Origin of the sequence: Rhizobium sp. AP16 (assembly GCF_000281735.1) — a bacterium.
Classification (GTDB): Bacteria; Pseudomonadota; Alphaproteobacteria; order Rhizobiales; family Rhizobiaceae; genus Rhizobium; species Rhizobium rhizogenes.
In genome coordinates this window covers 90502-104165 of sequence record NZ_AJVM01000065.1, presented here as the reverse complement: position 1 = coordinate 104165, position 13664 = coordinate 90502, and the positions used below count along the sequence as shown (strand labels likewise).

At 59.4% G+C, this 13664-nt stretch carries 15 protein-coding genes and 1 tRNA gene; 5 read left to right on the top strand and 11 right to left on the bottom strand.

Going from position 1 to position 13664, the window contains the following annotated elements; all coding sequences use genetic code 11:
* Window positions 1–95 precede the first annotated feature (95 nt).
* The 6 genes from sugE to PMI03_RS18590 all read right to left on the bottom strand — a co-directional run bounded on the left by sugE (window position 96) and on the right by PMI03_RS18590 (window position 6183).
* Entirely contained in the window at window positions 96–410 is a 315-nt protein-coding gene (gene sugE / locus PMI03_RS18615; protein WP_007696212.1) for a quaternary ammonium compound efflux SMR transporter SugE, read from the bottom strand.
* Between the two features lie 153 nt (window positions 411–563).
* Entirely contained in the window at window positions 564–1397 is an 834-nt protein-coding gene (gene fghA / locus PMI03_RS18610) for an S-formylglutathione hydrolase (protein ID WP_007696209.1), read from the bottom strand.
* The gene (locus PMI03_RS18605) at window positions 1394–1858 is read right to left on the bottom strand and encodes a YaiI/YqxD family protein (RefSeq protein ID WP_007696205.1); all 465 of its coding nucleotides are present in this window, start codon (window positions 1856–1858) and stop codon (window positions 1394–1396) included. The genes fghA and PMI03_RS18605 overlap by 4 nt, the downstream gene beginning before the upstream one ends.
* 70 nt (window positions 1859–1928) lie before the next feature.
* The gene (locus PMI03_RS18600; protein ID WP_007696195.1) at window positions 1929–3056 is read right to left on the bottom strand and encodes an S-(hydroxymethyl)glutathione dehydrogenase/class III alcohol dehydrogenase; all 1128 of its coding nucleotides are present in this window, start codon (window positions 3054–3056) and stop codon (window positions 1929–1931) included.
* A 100-nt stretch (window positions 3057–3156) separates the two neighbouring features.
* Window positions 3157–5166 carry an acetyl/propionyl/methylcrotonyl-CoA carboxylase subunit alpha gene (locus tag PMI03_RS18595; RefSeq protein ID WP_007696193.1) on the bottom strand — a complete coding sequence of 670 codons (2010 nt, stop codon included), beginning with the start codon at window positions 5164–5166 and terminating at the stop codon, window positions 3157–3159.
* An 81-nt stretch (window positions 5167–5247) separates the two neighbouring features.
* A complete protein-coding gene (locus PMI03_RS18590) occupies window positions 5248–6183 on the bottom strand; it encodes a DMT family transporter (RefSeq protein ID WP_007696190.1) in 936 nt (311 codons plus the stop codon).
* Between the two features lie 226 nt (window positions 6184–6409).
* On the opposite strand from PMI03_RS18590, the gene PMI03_RS18585 reads away from it, so the two are divergent.
* Complete coding sequence (locus tag PMI03_RS18585; protein ID WP_007696189.1) at window positions 6410–6832, top strand: helix-turn-helix domain-containing protein; 423 nt, start codon at window positions 6410–6412, stop codon at window positions 6830–6832.
* Here the strand turns inward: PMI03_RS18585 and lipB are convergent.
* Entirely contained in the window at window positions 6829–7545 is a 717-nt protein-coding gene (gene lipB, locus PMI03_RS18580; RefSeq protein WP_007696187.1) for a lipoyl(octanoyl) transferase LipB, read from the bottom strand. The two genes, PMI03_RS18585 and lipB, sit on opposite strands and share 4 nt — an antisense overlap.
* Before the next feature lie 202 nt (window positions 7546–7747).
* Between lipB and PMI03_RS18575 the strand changes: the two genes are divergently transcribed.
* Window positions 7748–7832, top strand: a tRNA-Leu gene (locus tag PMI03_RS18575).
* A gap of 239 nt (window positions 7833–8071) precedes the next feature.
* On the top strand, window positions 8072–8584 hold the full coding sequence (locus PMI03_RS18570) for a hypothetical protein (RefSeq protein ID WP_007696185.1): 513 nt from the start codon (window positions 8072–8074) through the stop codon (window positions 8582–8584).
* Between the two features lie 63 nt (window positions 8585–8647).
* On the opposite strand, the gene PMI03_RS18565 is transcribed toward PMI03_RS18570, so the two are convergent.
* Window positions 8648–9142, bottom strand: a complete 495-nt coding sequence (locus tag PMI03_RS18565) for a peptide deformylase (protein WP_007696183.1) — start codon at window positions 9140–9142, stop codon at window positions 8648–8650.
* A 196-nt stretch (window positions 9143–9338) separates the two neighbouring features.
* On the opposite strand from PMI03_RS18565, the gene mgtE reads away from it, so the two are divergent.
* On the top strand, window positions 9339–10757 hold the full coding sequence (mgtE, locus tag PMI03_RS18560) for a magnesium transporter (protein ID WP_007696180.1): 1419 nt from the start codon (window positions 9339–9341) through the stop codon (window positions 10755–10757).
* A gap of 92 nt (window positions 10758–10849) precedes the next feature.
* On the top strand, window positions 10850–11236 hold the full coding sequence (locus PMI03_RS18555; RefSeq protein WP_007696178.1) for a MerR family DNA-binding transcriptional regulator: 387 nt from the start codon (window positions 10850–10852) through the stop codon (window positions 11234–11236).
* Window positions 11237–11240: 4 nt separating this feature from the next.
* On the opposite strand, the gene PMI03_RS18550 is transcribed toward PMI03_RS18555, so the two are convergent.
* The 3 genes from PMI03_RS18550 to PMI03_RS18540 form a co-directional block, all read right to left on the bottom strand.
* Window positions 11241–11714: an isoprenylcysteine carboxylmethyltransferase family protein gene (locus PMI03_RS18550; RefSeq protein ID WP_007696175.1), complete on the bottom strand. Its 474-nt coding sequence runs from the start codon at window positions 11712–11714 to the stop codon at window positions 11241–11243.
* A gap of 12 nt (window positions 11715–11726) precedes the next feature.
* On the bottom strand, window positions 11727–12716 hold the full coding sequence (locus PMI03_RS18545) for a DUF1624 domain-containing protein (RefSeq protein WP_007696174.1): 990 nt from the start codon (window positions 12714–12716) through the stop codon (window positions 11727–11729).
* Between the two features lie 68 nt (window positions 12717–12784).
* The gene (locus tag PMI03_RS18540) at window positions 12785–13477 is read right to left on the bottom strand and encodes a DUF599 domain-containing protein (RefSeq protein WP_007696172.1); all 693 of its coding nucleotides are present in this window, start codon (window positions 13475–13477) and stop codon (window positions 12785–12787) included.
* Window positions 13478–13664 lie beyond the last annotated feature (187 nt).

Below are 13664 nucleotides of genomic sequence, written 5' to 3'. Positions count from 1 at the left end.
CGGGCGCGGCGCGCAAAAGCTCTTCAGCTTTTCGCCCGCGCCCTTTGCAATTGCGATATTGCTCTTGCTGTCAGGGTGATTGGAACTCGAACGCCCTAGGCAGCGAGCTTGAGCCCGGCAATGCCCGCAACAATCAGGCCGATGCAGAACAAACGAACAAGGGTTGCGGGATCGCCCAGCAACCAGATGCCAAGCAGGACGGTGCCGACCGTACCGATGCCGGTCCAGACGGCATAGGCCGTGCCCATCGGCAAAGTCTTCACCGCCAGACCTAGCAATACAATGCTGATAACCATCGAGATGATGGTGAGGATTGTCGGCATCGGTCTGGTGAAACCATCCGTGTATTTCAGGCCGACGGCCCAACCGATTTCAAACAGACCTGCGAGAAAAAGCAGGAACCAAGCCATTTTACGCTCCTTTATGAGAGCGAGGCCGTCCCCGCGGTATCTTACGGTCGGTAACGCAATACCGGCCGCCGCAGTCGTCTGCGCGGGTGGATATATGCCTCAGTTGCATCTATTATTCAACCTGGCGATTGCATGGCTGCTATGCCACGCCTCTTATGCCAGCCGTTCGGCATGCCACTTCAGATGGTCGTCCATGAAGCTGGAGATGAAATAGTAGGAGTGGTCGTAGCGCTCATGCATGCGTAGCGTCAGATCGATGCCGGTGCCCTTGATCGCCTCTTCGAAGAGCCAGGGCCGCAGGCCGGTTTCCAGGAAACTGTCGGCCTTGCCCTGATCGATCAGGAATTCGGGGAATCGGGCGCCGTCCTCGACCAGCGCGCAGGCGTCGTATTTCCGCCAGGCGGCCTTGTCGGCTCCGAGATATTTCTCCAGGGCCGGTGCCGACCAATCGGCGGTCGAGGGCTGAACGATCGGCGCGAAAGCTGAGCAGCTTTTGAAGCGATCCGGATTCTTCAGCGCGATGGTCATCGCGCCATGGCCGCCCATGGAATGGCCGAAAATGCCCTGCCTGCTCATATCCAGGCGAAACTGCTGGCTGACCAGCGCGGGCAGTTCCTCGGTGATATAGGTGTACATCTTGTAGTTCTCGGACCACGGCTCCTCGGTGGCGTCGAGATAGAAGCCGGCGCCTTTGCCCATCTGCCAGTTGGTCAGTTCGTCCGGCACATCGTTGCCGCGTGGGCTGGTATCCGGGCAGACGATAATCAGGCCGAGTTCAGCCGCCATGCGGCGATATTCGCCTTTTTCCATGACGTTGGCGTGGGTGCAAGTGAGGCCAGAGAGATACCAGAGGACGGGGCGCGGCTCCTTGATCGCCTGCGGCGGCACGAAGACCGCGAAGGTCATCTCGCCCTGACAGGCCTCGGACTCATGCGAAAATACGCCCTGCATGCCGCCGAAGGCGGTGTTCTGGGAAATGATGTTCAAGATTGATCTCCAGACGAATTGTGGGCTTTCGCCCGCCGGCAGAGCCGGTCGAATGTTTCAAGAAAGGCCGAGCGGTCGCGCGGCGAAAAGGCGGCATTGTAGCCCTTGCTCTCGCCGGTCTCGCGCAGATGCGCGCCGAGATCGCGCATGGCAGTGGCCATGCCGATATTGGCGACATCGAAGATGCGGCCGGTCGGCCCGGTCACCAGCGCGCCGGTGGCGACACAGCGCCCGGCAAGCGGCACGTCGGCGGTGACGACGATATCACCGGGTCCGGCATGCTCGGCAATCCAGTTGTCGGCGGCATCGAAAGCACTGGAGACGATGACGTTCTTCACCATCGGATCGCGCGACGGCCTCAATCCGGAATTGGCGACAAGCGTCACCTCTATGCCGTGACGCTCGGCAACTTTCAAAATCTCCGGCTTGACCGGACAGGCATCGGCATCAACATAGATCATTTTATACTTCAATATTTACAATGGCATGCGGCGGTTAATTCATGCGCCGCATGCTACTTGCTGGCAGAGATCAGTAGACTACCACGCCCCGGATGCTTTCGCCGGAATGCATCAGCTCGAAGCCCTTGTTGATGTCTTCGAGCGGCATGGTGTGGGTGATCATCGGATCGATCTGGATCTTGCCTTGCATGTACCAGTCGACGATCTTCGGCACATCGGTGCGACCGCGTGCGCCACCGAAGGCCGTCCCCATCCAGTTGCGGCCGGTGACCAGCTGAAACGGACGGGTGGAGATTTCCTGGCCGGCGCCAGCAACGCCGATGATAACGGACTTGCCCCAGCCGCGATGCGAGGATTCGAGCGCCTGACGCATGACCTTGGTGTTGCCCGTGCAGTCGAAGGTGTAGTCGGCGCCGCCGATCAGGTCGCCATTGCGCTTCGTCAGGTTGACGAGGTAGGGCACGATATCGTCACCGACATCCTTCGGATTGACGAAGTGGGTCATGCCGAATTTTTCGCCCCAGGCCTTGCGATCATTGTTGATATCGACGCCGATGATCATGTCGGCACCAGCAAGGCGCAGGCCCTGAAGGACATTGAGACCGATGCCGCCGAGACCGAAGACAATCGCGGTCGAGCCGATTTCGACCTTGGCGGTGTTGATGACCGCGCCGATGCCGGTGGTAACGCCGCAGCCGATATAGCAGATCTTGTCGAAGGGTGCGTCGGGATTGACCTTGGCGAGCGCGATCTCCGGCAGGACCGTGTAGTTGGCGAAGGTCGAGCAGCCCATATAGTGATGGATCTTGTCCTTACCGATCGAGAAGCGCGAGGTGCCATCGGGCATCAGGCCCTGGCCCTGGGTGGCGCGGATTGAGGTGCAGAGGTTGGTCTTGCGCGACAGGCAGGAATAGCACTCGCGGCACTCCGGCGTGTAAAGCGGAATGACGTGATCGCCTTTCTTGACCGAGGTAACGCCCGGACCGACGTCGACGACGATGCCGGCACCCTCGTGGCCGAGGATCGCGGGAAACAGCCCTTCCGGATCGGCGCCCGACAGCGTGAAGTCGTCGGTGTGGCAAATGCCGGTGGCCTTGACCTCGATCAGCACTTCTCCGGCCTTCGGGCCTTCGAGCTGTACGGTCATGACTTCGAGCGGTTTACCTGCCTGAACGGCTACGGCGGCGCGTACGTCCATCGTTTCATTCCCTTCTAATAATGATTTGGTCGGCGCGACATTCGCATGGGCGCGCAGTACGGCTCAAGCTAAAAATCGGACACTTAATGCCGTATTTTGATCAGTCGAACTCCATGATCACCGCATCGACGGCGAGGCTTTCGCCGGGCTTTGCGTTGATCTTGCCGACGGTCAGGTCGCGCTCGGCGCGCAGGACATTCTCCATCTTCATCGCCTCGACGATCGCCAGCGTCTCCCCAGCCTTGACCTCCTGGCCTTCGGCAACCGCGATGGCAACGACGAGGCCCGGCATAGGGCAGAGCAGCAGCTTCGACGTATCCGGTGGCAATTTCACCGGCATGAGCTTGTCGAGTTCGGCCTGGCGCGGGGTGAAGACCCTGGTCCGGACGGAAAGCCCCTGCCAATCGATGCGCAGGCCATTGAGGAGGGGACGGATCTGCGCAGTGACCTTGCGCCCGCCGACCGAGCCGGCCCAGACGGCATAGCCCGGACGCCATTCAGTCGCAACCGTCAGGTTCTCGCCGGCGATCTGCATGTCCATTTCGAGGGGGATGGTGACGAGGCCATCGAGCAGCGTGATCGGAATATAATCCGCGCCAAGCTTGACTACCCATTCCTCGCGCAGCGGCCCCGTGGCCGGCCGCAGTCTATCGGCATAGCGTTCGCGGCGGTTGGCATCGACCAGGCCGCAGGAGAGGGCTATGGCCGCCAGCAGGGCGCCTTCGTCGCTATCCGGCGTCATCGGTGCAAAGCCGTCGGGATATTCCTCCGCGATGAAGCCGGTCGACAGGCGGCCTTCACGCCAGCGCGGATGCTTCATCAGCGCGGAGAGGAATGGCATATTGTGTTCGATACCATCGACGACGAAACCATCCAACGCCTCGCCCATGGCGTCGATTGCTTCAAGCCGTGTCGGTGCCCAGGTGCAGAGCTTGGCGATCATCGGGTCGTAATACATCGAGATTTCAGCGCCCTCGAAGACACCGGTATCGTTGCGGACGATCGTCTTGCCGTTCTTGCCTTCACGTGGCGGGCGATAACGCGTCAAGCGGCCGATCGACGGCAGGAAGTTGCGGTAGGGATCCTCGGCATAGAGACGGCTTTCGATCGCCCAGCCATTCAGCTTGATGTCGTCCTGCTTGAACGGCAGCGCTTCGCCAGCGGCAACGCGAATCATCTGCTCGACCAGATCGATGCCGGTCACGAGTTCAGTCACCGGATGCTCGACCTGCAGGCGGGTGTTCATCTCGAGGAAATAGAAATTGCGGTCGCGATCAACGATGAACTCGACTGTGCCGGCGCTCTGGTAATCGACCGCCTTGGCGAGCGCGACGGACTGCTCGCCCATCGCCTTGCGCGTGGCCTCATCAAGGAAAGGCGAGGGTGCCTCCTCGGCGACTTTCTGGTTACGACGCTGGATCGAGCATTCGCGTTCGCCGAGATAGACGACATTGCCGTGGCCGTCGGCCAACACCTGGATTTCGATATGCCTGGGATCGACCACGAATTTCTCGATGAAGACGCGGTCGTCGCCAAAGGAGCTTTTCGCTTCGGAACGGGCGCGATCAAAACCATCGCGCACTTCATCCTTGCTCCAGGCGATACGCATGCCCTTGCCGCCGCCGCCCGCCGATGCCTTGATCATCACGGGATAGCCGATCTCGCCGGCAATCTTTTCGGCGTGATCGGCATCGTCGATGACGCCGAGATAGCCGGGCACGGTGGAGACCTTGGCGGCGTTGGCGAATTTCTTCGACTCGATCTTGTCGCCCATCGCCTTGATGGCCTTCGGCTTCGGGCCGATGAAGATGATGCCTTCCTTCTCCAGTGCCTCACAGAAAGAGGCGCGTTCCGAAAGGAAGCCATAGCCGGGGTGCACAGCTTCGGCCCCGGTTTCCTTGCAGGCGGTGATGATCTTATCGGCAACGAGATAGCTTTCGGCGGCAGGGGCTGCGCCGATATGCACGGCCTCGTCGGCCATCTCGACATGCAGGGCATCACGATCGGCGTCGGAATAAACCGCGACAGTCAGGATCCCCATCCGGCGCGCGGTCTTGATCACACGGCAAGCGATCTCGCCGCGGTTGGCGATCAGGATTTTCTTGAACATGGAAACTCCGCCCAATGCATATGCCCTGCTAGCGTTTTAGCCACAAATCGCCCCGGCGGTCCATGCGGAAGATATGAGTGCTCAGGCCGACGCTGCGGATCGCGACTGCACCCGCTCGCGCCAGATGATGAACAGGCCCGATGCGACGATGATCAGGATGCCGATCCATTTGGAAAAATTGGGAAAATCACCGAACAGCGCATAGCCGAGAACGGTAGCGGAGATGATCTCGAAATATTGAAAGGGCGCAAGCAGCGACAGCGGTGCCAGCCGAAAAGCACGGACGACCAGCAGATGGGCATAGCCGGACACCGCGCCGAGAATCAGCAGCAGTATGAGACCGAGCCATGAAGCAGGCAGGGACGGTGCGAAATCGGTAGCGCCGGCCGAGGCGCCTATCCACAACGCGCCTGTCATGAAGATCGTGCCGCCGATACCGGCCATGGTCTGCATGGTCAAAGGTGAATCGGCGTCGCCGACGGCGCGATTCATGAAGAGATAGAGCGCAAAGAGAAAGGCGCAGGCGACCGGCAGCAGCGCCTTCAAGCCGAAAATCTCGAAGCTCGGCTGAATGACGATCATGGCGCCGCCAAAGCCAACGACGATCGCCAGCCAGCGCCGCCAGCCGACCTTATCGCCGAGAAACAGCGCCGAAAGGGCGGTGAGAATGAAGGGCTCGACGAAATAGATGGCAAAGACGTCGGCAAGCGGCATGTATTTGACCGCTGCAAAGAACAGCAGGCTGGCCGCGCCATGCAATGCGCCGCGCAACAGGTTCATCCATGGCCGCTTGGCCGAAAGCGCTCCCCAGCCGAACGCAAAGAAGAGCAGCGGCAGGGTGCAGACGAGCTGAAAGAAAAACCGGTAGAAGGTCACCTGTCCCGGCGACATCGCCTCGAAGGTCGCCATATACTTGGCGATGGCATCCATCACCGGCAACACGATCATGGCACCGGCCATGATGGCCATGCCTTGCAGAGGGTTTTGCTGGGCGGGAGCGGTGACGATAGCGGACATGACCGGACATCAATCACAGGAACATCATTCGATCAAGGCATTGGATGCAACCTGTCCTTTTCAATTGGTTGCACCATTTGACGTAAAGTGCCGGACTTTCCCAAATCGGACACATCGAGGTCGCTACATGACGCCTCTAGACCTATATCCGCCTGGTTAATCCGCTAAAAATTTAAGCGCGCCGCTCAGAATTTAACCGGCGCGACCAAAACGGAGGATCGCACCGATGTTGAAGACGGAACAGGAAACGACCGTTTTTTCGGATGAAAGCGACGACACCCTGGGTGGGCGCATCTCCATGGCCCGCGATGCCGCCGGCATCAGCCTCGAATCACTGGCAGGCCAGTTGGGCGTTAACCAGGAGACGATGCTGGCCTGGGAATCGGACCGTTCGGAACCGAAATCGGCCGTTCTGGCCACAATGGCCGGTCTGTTCGGTGTTTCGCCGGCCTGGCTGATGACCGGCACGGGAGATGGGCCGCGCGAGGATAGTGAAGAACGGGCGCTGGAAGCCGTCAGGAGCGAACTGTCCCGACTACGTTCCGCCCATCAGGACATCGGCCGGCTGATCGAGACGACGACGCGCCAGATCGAAAGGCTCGACCATCAGATTCGCTTGCGCAACGTCAGCAAGGACGTCGCGCATTAGACCTCATTGGCTGTTTCGCCGAAGACCTGCTCGAAAGCCTCGCGCAGGCGGATATCCACGTCCGTCATCATTACCGGCAGACCAAGATCGACGAGGCTGGTGACGCCATAGGCTGAGATTCCACAGGGAACGATGCCTGAGAAATGGCTGAGATCAGGGTCGACGTTCAGCGACAGGCCATGAAACGTCACCCACTTGCGCACGCGGATGCCGAGCGCCGCGATCTTGTCTTCCGTCATGGTCCCATCCGGCAGCAACGGCTTTTCCGGACGGCGCACCCAGACGCCGACGCGATCCTCGCGACGTTCACCGCGGACATTCATCGAATCGAGCGTGCGGATAATGACTTCCTCCAGCGCGGCAACGAAAGCGCGGATATCCTGACGCCGACGTTTCAGATCCAGCATGACATAGGCCACGCGTTGGCCGGGACCGTGATAGGTGTATTCGCCGCCGCGCCCGGTGGCGAAAACCGGAAAACGATCGGGCTCGATGAGATCGGCCGCGTTGGCGCTGGTGCCTGCCGTATATAAAGGAGGATGTTCGACCAGCCAGACGAGTTCCGGCGCCTGACCATCGGCAATAGCAGCGACTTCCGCCTCCATGGTCGCCACCGCCTCGTCATAGGGCACAGGACAGTCTGCGATGCGCCAACGCACCGGCGGTGAATCAATAAGCGGAAACATTTGGTGTTCGAGATCGGTGCGTAGCATCCTGCCAGTCCTTTGCATGCCTGCGGCTGCGCGTATCTCTTATAAAATGAACGAGCCGGCAGGCACCGCCTATATGGAGGCTTTCACAGGGGAATTCAAACAGTTGTGAAACTCTTCAAAAAAACTGACACATATCTCTTGTGCCCCCCGAATGCTTTTGCTACATGCAGCCGCGCCGGAGCAATTCGGCGCCTACCACGATGCGGTCGTGGCGGAATTGGTAGACGCGCAGCGTTGAGGTCGCTGTGGGGCAACCCGTGGAAGTTCGAGTCTTCTCGACCGCACCAAAACAAAAGACCCGCTTCGGCGGGTTTTTTTGTTTTTGTGCTCCGCTTGAGTTTTTCACATCCTTTTAAGTTGCGCGATATGTGATATACTCGCGCTGGTCGCTGTTCTGTACAGTTACCGTTCATGTTCGTCATCATATGGTGTCGCTCATCGAACCCTGATGCTGCGTCAATTGACAAATCAAAGGGGTGAGATGATTAATAGTTTCGACATTCGTCATAGAGCGGAGGATTTGCCAATGACTAGTCGTGCCATCCTGTTGATGTCTTTTGCGTCTTTTGCAGTTTTGGGCTCGATGGCCCTCTCATCGCCGGCCTCTGCGCTAACGATGAAAGAGTGCAGCACCAAATATCAAGCTGCCAAGGATGCGGGTACTCTGAACGGCCAGAAGTGGAATGATTTCCGCGCTGCTCAGTGCGGTGCCGATTCTTCTGCAACCACCACCACCGCACCGGCCGCAACGACGCCTGCAAAGACGACCACGACCGCCAAGGTCGATCCCAATGAGCCGGATGTCACCAAGCCGCCGGCTAAGGAGCCAGCGAAGCCGACGACCGTCGCACCGTCGGGCGTGACCTTCCCGACTGCCGTCGATACCAAGTATTCGAGCGAAACGCCCGGCAAGGGCCGCTTCCACACTTGCGTCGATGCCTATAATGCCAACAAGGCCAAGAACAGCCTCGGTGGTCTTAAGTGGATCCAGAAGGGCGGCGGCTACTACAGCCTCTGCAACACCAAGCTGAAGAGCTAATCTGCTTCTTTATCGGATAGCCGAGCGGGCGCCCCACAGGCGCCCGTTTTTTTGTGCGCCAGATCAGGTCTTCGCCTTTTCCCATTTTTTCACCAGCCGATCGCGCTTCAATTTTGAAAGCCGCTGCAGCCAGAACAGGCCGTCAAGCTGATCGACCTCATGCTGGATGCAAATCGCCAGGAAATCCTCCGCCTCGGCTTCGTGAGCTTCGCCGTCAATATCCTGATAGCGGAAACGGATAGCCCTCGGCCTGACAACCTCGTCCGTGATGCCCGGCATGGAGACGCTGCCCTCCATATGCCGCATCGTCTCCTCGGAAAACCATGTGATCTCCGGATTGATATAGGTGCGGATGCCGTCTTCGCGGCTGAGCTCAATTACCGTGACGCGCCGGAGAACGCCGATATGGGCAGCGGTGATGCCAACGCCGGGCGCGGCACGCATGGTGTCCACCAGATCGATGGCTAGACTGCGCAGACCGTCATCGAAGACGGTCACCGGCGCGCAAGTGGTTTTCAACAATGGATCAGGGAAGCGAATGATGGAACGGACTGACACGGCTCTCTCTATTGTCGGGACGATATGTTCTCCATCTAAGAATAGGGACAATACGAGGCTGATGCCATCGTCTTTCGGATCCGACACAAAATGTTAGCTTTTCCGTCTATCCAATTGTTGACAATGATCTTTTCACCGTCATTCTGCATGGTGAAATCCTGCGTCTCCATAGACTGAACCGGGCTGGGAGGTGGTAATGACCACGACCGACGAAGACGAGCGCGTACGCAGGACCTCCACGGAGACAGATCCCGACATCTATAATGAGGACGGCGTCGTCCGCTCCGATTTTCTGACCAAGATCAGCGACGCGATCGAGCGGCAGGACGTTCCGTTCCTGCAGCAGAATGTCGTGCGGCTCCATGATTCCGAACTCGGCGATCTTCTCGAATCGCTGCCGCCGCATGAACGTCTGGCACTGGTGCGATTGCTCGGCAACGACTTCGACATGACGGCGCTGACGCAGGTGGACGAGGCGATCCGTATGGAGATCGTCGACCAGATGCCGAACGACCAGATCGCCGCCGGCATCGGCGAGCTTGATTCGGACGACGCCGTCTACATTCTCGAGGATCTCGACCAGGAAGACCGCGACGAAATCCTGTCGCAACTGCCGTTTACCGAGCGGGTCCGCCTACGGCGAGCGCTCGATTACCCGGAGCGGTCAGCCGGCCGCCGCATGCAGACGGAATTCGTCGCCGTGCCGCCATTCTGGACGGTCGGCCAGACGATCGACTACATGCGCGACGAAGAGGGGCTGCCTGAAGCCTTCACGCAGATCTTTGTCATCGACCCCACCTTTAAGCTGCTCGGCAGCATCGATCTCGACCGCATCCTGAGAGCCAAGCGGCAGGCGAAGGTCGAGGGCATCATGCGCGAGACCTCGCACCCGATCCCGGCCGAAATGGACCAGGAGGAGGCGGCGCAGCTCTTCGAGCAATACGACTTGCTGTCCGCCGCCGTCGTCGACGAGAATCAACGGCTCGTCGGCGTGCTGACCATCGACGACGTGGTCGACGTCATCAACGAAGAGGCCGACGAGGACATCAAGCGTCTCGGCGGTGTCGGCGACGAAGAACTGTCGGATAACGTCACCTCGACCGTGCGCTCACGCTTCGTCTGGCTGGCCGTCAACCTGATCACGGCGATCCTCGCCTCCAGCATCATCGATGTCTTCGACGGCGCCATCGCGAAGATGGTGGCGCTTGCCGTGTTGATGCCTATCGTCGCCTCGATGGGCGGCAATGCCGGCACCCAGACGATGACTGTCACGGTGCGGGCGCTCGCCACAGGCGACCTCGACATCTACAACGCTTTCCGCGTCATCCGCAGGGAGGCGAGCGTCGGTCTGATCAATGGCATCCTTTTCGCCGTCATCATGGGTGCCGTCGCCACATTCTGGTTCCATGATTTTCAGCTCGGTATCGTCGTTGGCGCGGCGATGATCATCAATCTGGTCGCGGCGGCTCTTGGCGGCATCCTTCTGCCGCTGATTCTGCATCGCTTCGGCGCCGACCCGGCCATTGCTTCGTCGGCCTTCGTCACCACGGTCACGGATTGCACGGGCTATTTCGCATTCCTGGGCATTGCGACGTGGTGGTTCGCGATTCACTAGGCTGAAATGAGCGGGGGAGTGCCATCGTGCACAAATTGACTATTACGTAAAAGTCAATATTATGCCCCCTGCAAGACAGGGGCGCGCGACTGGTGGATAGATACTATAGCATAACAGAGCTGACGCGGGAATTCGGGGTTTCGACCCGAACATTGCGTTTCTACGAGGACGAAGGTCTTATCCACCCCGAACGCCGGGGCCGCACACGTTTGTTCCGCACGGCCGACCGCCGTCTGATCATGGAAATCCTGCGCGGCCGCCGTATCGGCTTCACCATCGCCGAAATCCGCGAGATCATTCAGGTCTACAAGGAACCGCCGGGCGAGATGGGTCAGCTGAAATTGCTGATGAAGCGCGTCGACGAGAAACGCAACGAGTTGCGCCAGAAGCGCAAGGATATCGAAGACACGCTGACCGAACTCGACAATGTCGAGGAAGCCTGCCTTGGCCGCCTGGCCGAAATTGGCGTGGGGACGTGAACCCTTAAATCCAACGGCGCGTATGCCTGCAATAAAACTCGAATTCGCAGCCGAAGCGGGAAAGCAGGTGCATCTCCTCGCAGCGGATGACCAATAGGGTGGTCAGCGCCGCCGCCACGGCCGCCATGGCGACGAACCAGACGTTGCCGATCATCAGGCCAAGACTTGCCGTCAGCAGCGTATAGCCGAGATAGGTCGGGTTGCGGGTAAAGCGGAACGGGCCTTTGGTCACCAGATGCGCGGTGCAGCGTTGCGTCAGCACAGTCGTGCGGCTTTCCATCAGTGTCTTCACTGCCCAGACATTCAACGTCACCGCGACGATGGTCAAAAGAGCCCCGATGCCCCAGCCGATGATGGCCCAGAGATAAGGCAGTCGCACCGGATAATCCTGGTTCAGATACAGCGCTGTTATGACTGCGAGACTATATAATAAAGGCGGCCACGGGAAACTCAGCGACTTCAAACGATAGGCATTCATCGAATAACCCTGTCATTGCGCTTGTTCCGTGCACTGTAGCGCGATTCGGCTGATCCGTTCATCGCTATCTGCCTTAATTGCTCCGGAATTCAGGGGGGCGAAGAGGTTCTGCGCCTGCAATTGATCGAGCGTGCACTTGCAGAAGCTGCGGCACATGGCTTCGCTGCCGGACTGTGTGCAGGACACCTCGCACTGCCTGATATAGCCGACCGTTGGGTCCGGCGCCGGCGCAGGCGCTACCAACGACAGAAGATAGACAAGGCCGAAGAGTAGCGGCTGGTGCACGAGGTAGAAAATCAGGCTGTGGCGGCCGGCGCAGGCGATCAGGTTGCGGCCGGGGCCAAGTTTTGCCAGGGACCGGAGCCAGCCGAGCGAAATCGCAAGCTGCGCGATGCCAAGACCGAAAAGGAACGGCGTCAGCCATGGGAAAACCGGCACGTAGTCGTTCGATCGCGGCAGGCTTTCGGACAAGCCGACCCAATAGAGCCAGGGCACGTCGAAGAAAGAGGAATGCAGCGAAAACGGCGCGATGACATTGTCGACGACGATACCGGCCAAGAGCAGCACGGCTATCAGCAAGGTCGCGAAGGCCGGCAGGCGCAGGAAGAGCAGGCCGATGATGCTGGCGGCCGCAATGCTGTGCAGGATGCCGAAGAAGATCCACTCGTCGCGCATGCCGATGAAGGTCACGATGGAAATCGCCACAGCAGCGGCTACGATCATGCCGAGGCGCTTGAAATAGGACTGCCAGCGGATTTCGGGCGTGTTGGCAAGCACCAGGCTGACGCCGGCGAGGAACAGGAAGGTACTGGCGATGGCGCGAGCATAGAATTTCAGCCAGCCGGTCTCTGCCGTACCCGGCTCGAGATAGCCGAAGAACTCGAAATCCCAGGTGCAATGATAGCTCGCCATCGCCAGCAGCGCGATCCCGCGGGCCGTGTCCAGAATGCCGATGCGGGGCGTTTTCTGCGGCGCATCGATACTCTCGGCGATAACGGCCATTTGGCGGATCCTTCCAGGCATGAATTCAGATCGTCGGCACCAGCCTAATCATCGCCAACGCGGCGATGTCATGGCACATCGATATCCATGATGGCCAGACGGGCGTCGGAAAAAAACTGCCGGCGGACCAGAACGATGATGATGAACATTGTCGTGACCATGAAGACGTAAGGGCTCAGAAACCAGCCGAGATAGCCGATCGACAGGAAGATGGTTCGCAGACCCGCGTTGAAATTGCGCGCGGCTATGATGTTCATGCGGATGACGCGCTCTGCGGCCCGCTCTGCCCGCGCGGGGTCGAGCTCGGCATCCTGCCGCATCGGCAGGGCGCCGAAGAGAATGGTGCAATAGTTGAACAGGCGATAGGCCCAGCCGAATTTGAAGAAGGCGTAACCGAACAGGCAGGCAAGCCCCGCCACCTTGAGCTCGAAGGCGGCGCGGCCGCCATTGAGGATGAAGGGCAGGTCGGCGAAGAAGGCATTGACCTTGTCGGTGGCACCGAGCAGGGCGAAGCAGCTGCCGATGGCGAAGATCGATGTCGAGGCAAAGAAACCGGTGCCGTTCTGCAGGCCGGCCAGGATTTGCGTATCGATCATCTTCAGGTCGCGGCGCAGCGAATTGTGGATCCATTCGCGCCGGCGCTCGTTCATCGCCAGCGTCAGGCTGGTGCGATTGAAGAAGCTGGCGCTGCTGGTGATCCAGTTCAGGGCAATCCAGAGAAAAATGAAGAGGGCGAGGGCGACATAGTCGACGGTCGTCATGAAGGCAGATTCTCCCAGTCTTTCTGTTCCAGACTGTAACGCACGCCTGTTCGGGCGCAATGGCCTTATGTTTGCGCCGCCTCAAGCCTATATGTTATGTCGCAGGCATGAAATCCGATGTCGGTCGATCGCCGTGCAGGGCTGCCCTGATAGCGTAGCCTTGTCATTGCTTGATTTGCCGAGGAGG

Excerpts from the sequence above, each read along its gene's own strand:
- sugE (WP_007696212.1), bottom strand. The coding sequence starts at position 410 with ATGGCTTGGTTCCTGCTTTTTCTCGCAGGTCTGTTTGAAATCGGTTGG.
- PMI03_RS18605 (WP_007696205.1), bottom strand. The coding sequence starts at position 1,858 with ATGATCTATGTTGATGCCGATGCCTGTCCGGTCAAGCCGGAGATTTTG.
- PMI03_RS18600 (WP_007696195.1), bottom strand. The coding sequence starts at position 3,056 with ATGGACGTACGCGCCGCCGTAGCCGTTCAGGCAGGTAAACCGCTCGAA.
- PMI03_RS18595 (WP_007696193.1), bottom strand. The coding sequence starts at position 5,166 with ATGTTCAAGAAAATCCTGATCGCCAACCGCGGCGAGATCGCTTGCCGT.
- PMI03_RS18590 (WP_007696190.1), bottom strand. The coding sequence starts at position 6,183 with ATGTCCGCTATCGTCACCGCTCCCGCCCAGCAAAACCCTCTGCAAGGC.
- PMI03_RS18585 (WP_007696189.1), top strand. The coding sequence starts at position 6,410 with ATGTTGAAGACGGAACAGGAAACGACCGTTTTTTCGGATGAAAGCGAC.
- lipB (WP_007696187.1), bottom strand. The coding sequence starts at position 7,545 with ATGCTACGCACCGATCTCGAACACCAAATGTTTCCGCTTATTGATTCA.
- PMI03_RS18570 (WP_007696185.1), top strand. The coding sequence starts at position 8,072 with ATGACTAGTCGTGCCATCCTGTTGATGTCTTTTGCGTCTTTTGCAGTT.
- mgtE (WP_007696180.1), top strand. The coding sequence starts at position 9,339 with ATGACCACGACCGACGAAGACGAGCGCGTACGCAGGACCTCCACGGAG.
- PMI03_RS18550 (WP_007696175.1), bottom strand. The coding sequence starts at position 11,714 with ATGAATGCCTATCGTTTGAAGTCGCTGAGTTTCCCGTGGCCGCCTTTA.
- PMI03_RS18545 (WP_007696174.1), bottom strand. The coding sequence starts at position 12,716 with ATGGCCGTTATCGCCGAGAGTATCGATGCGCCGCAGAAAACGCCCCGC.
- PMI03_RS18540 (WP_007696172.1), bottom strand. The coding sequence starts at position 13,477 with ATGACGACCGTCGACTATGTCGCCCTCGCCCTCTTCATTTTTCTCTGG.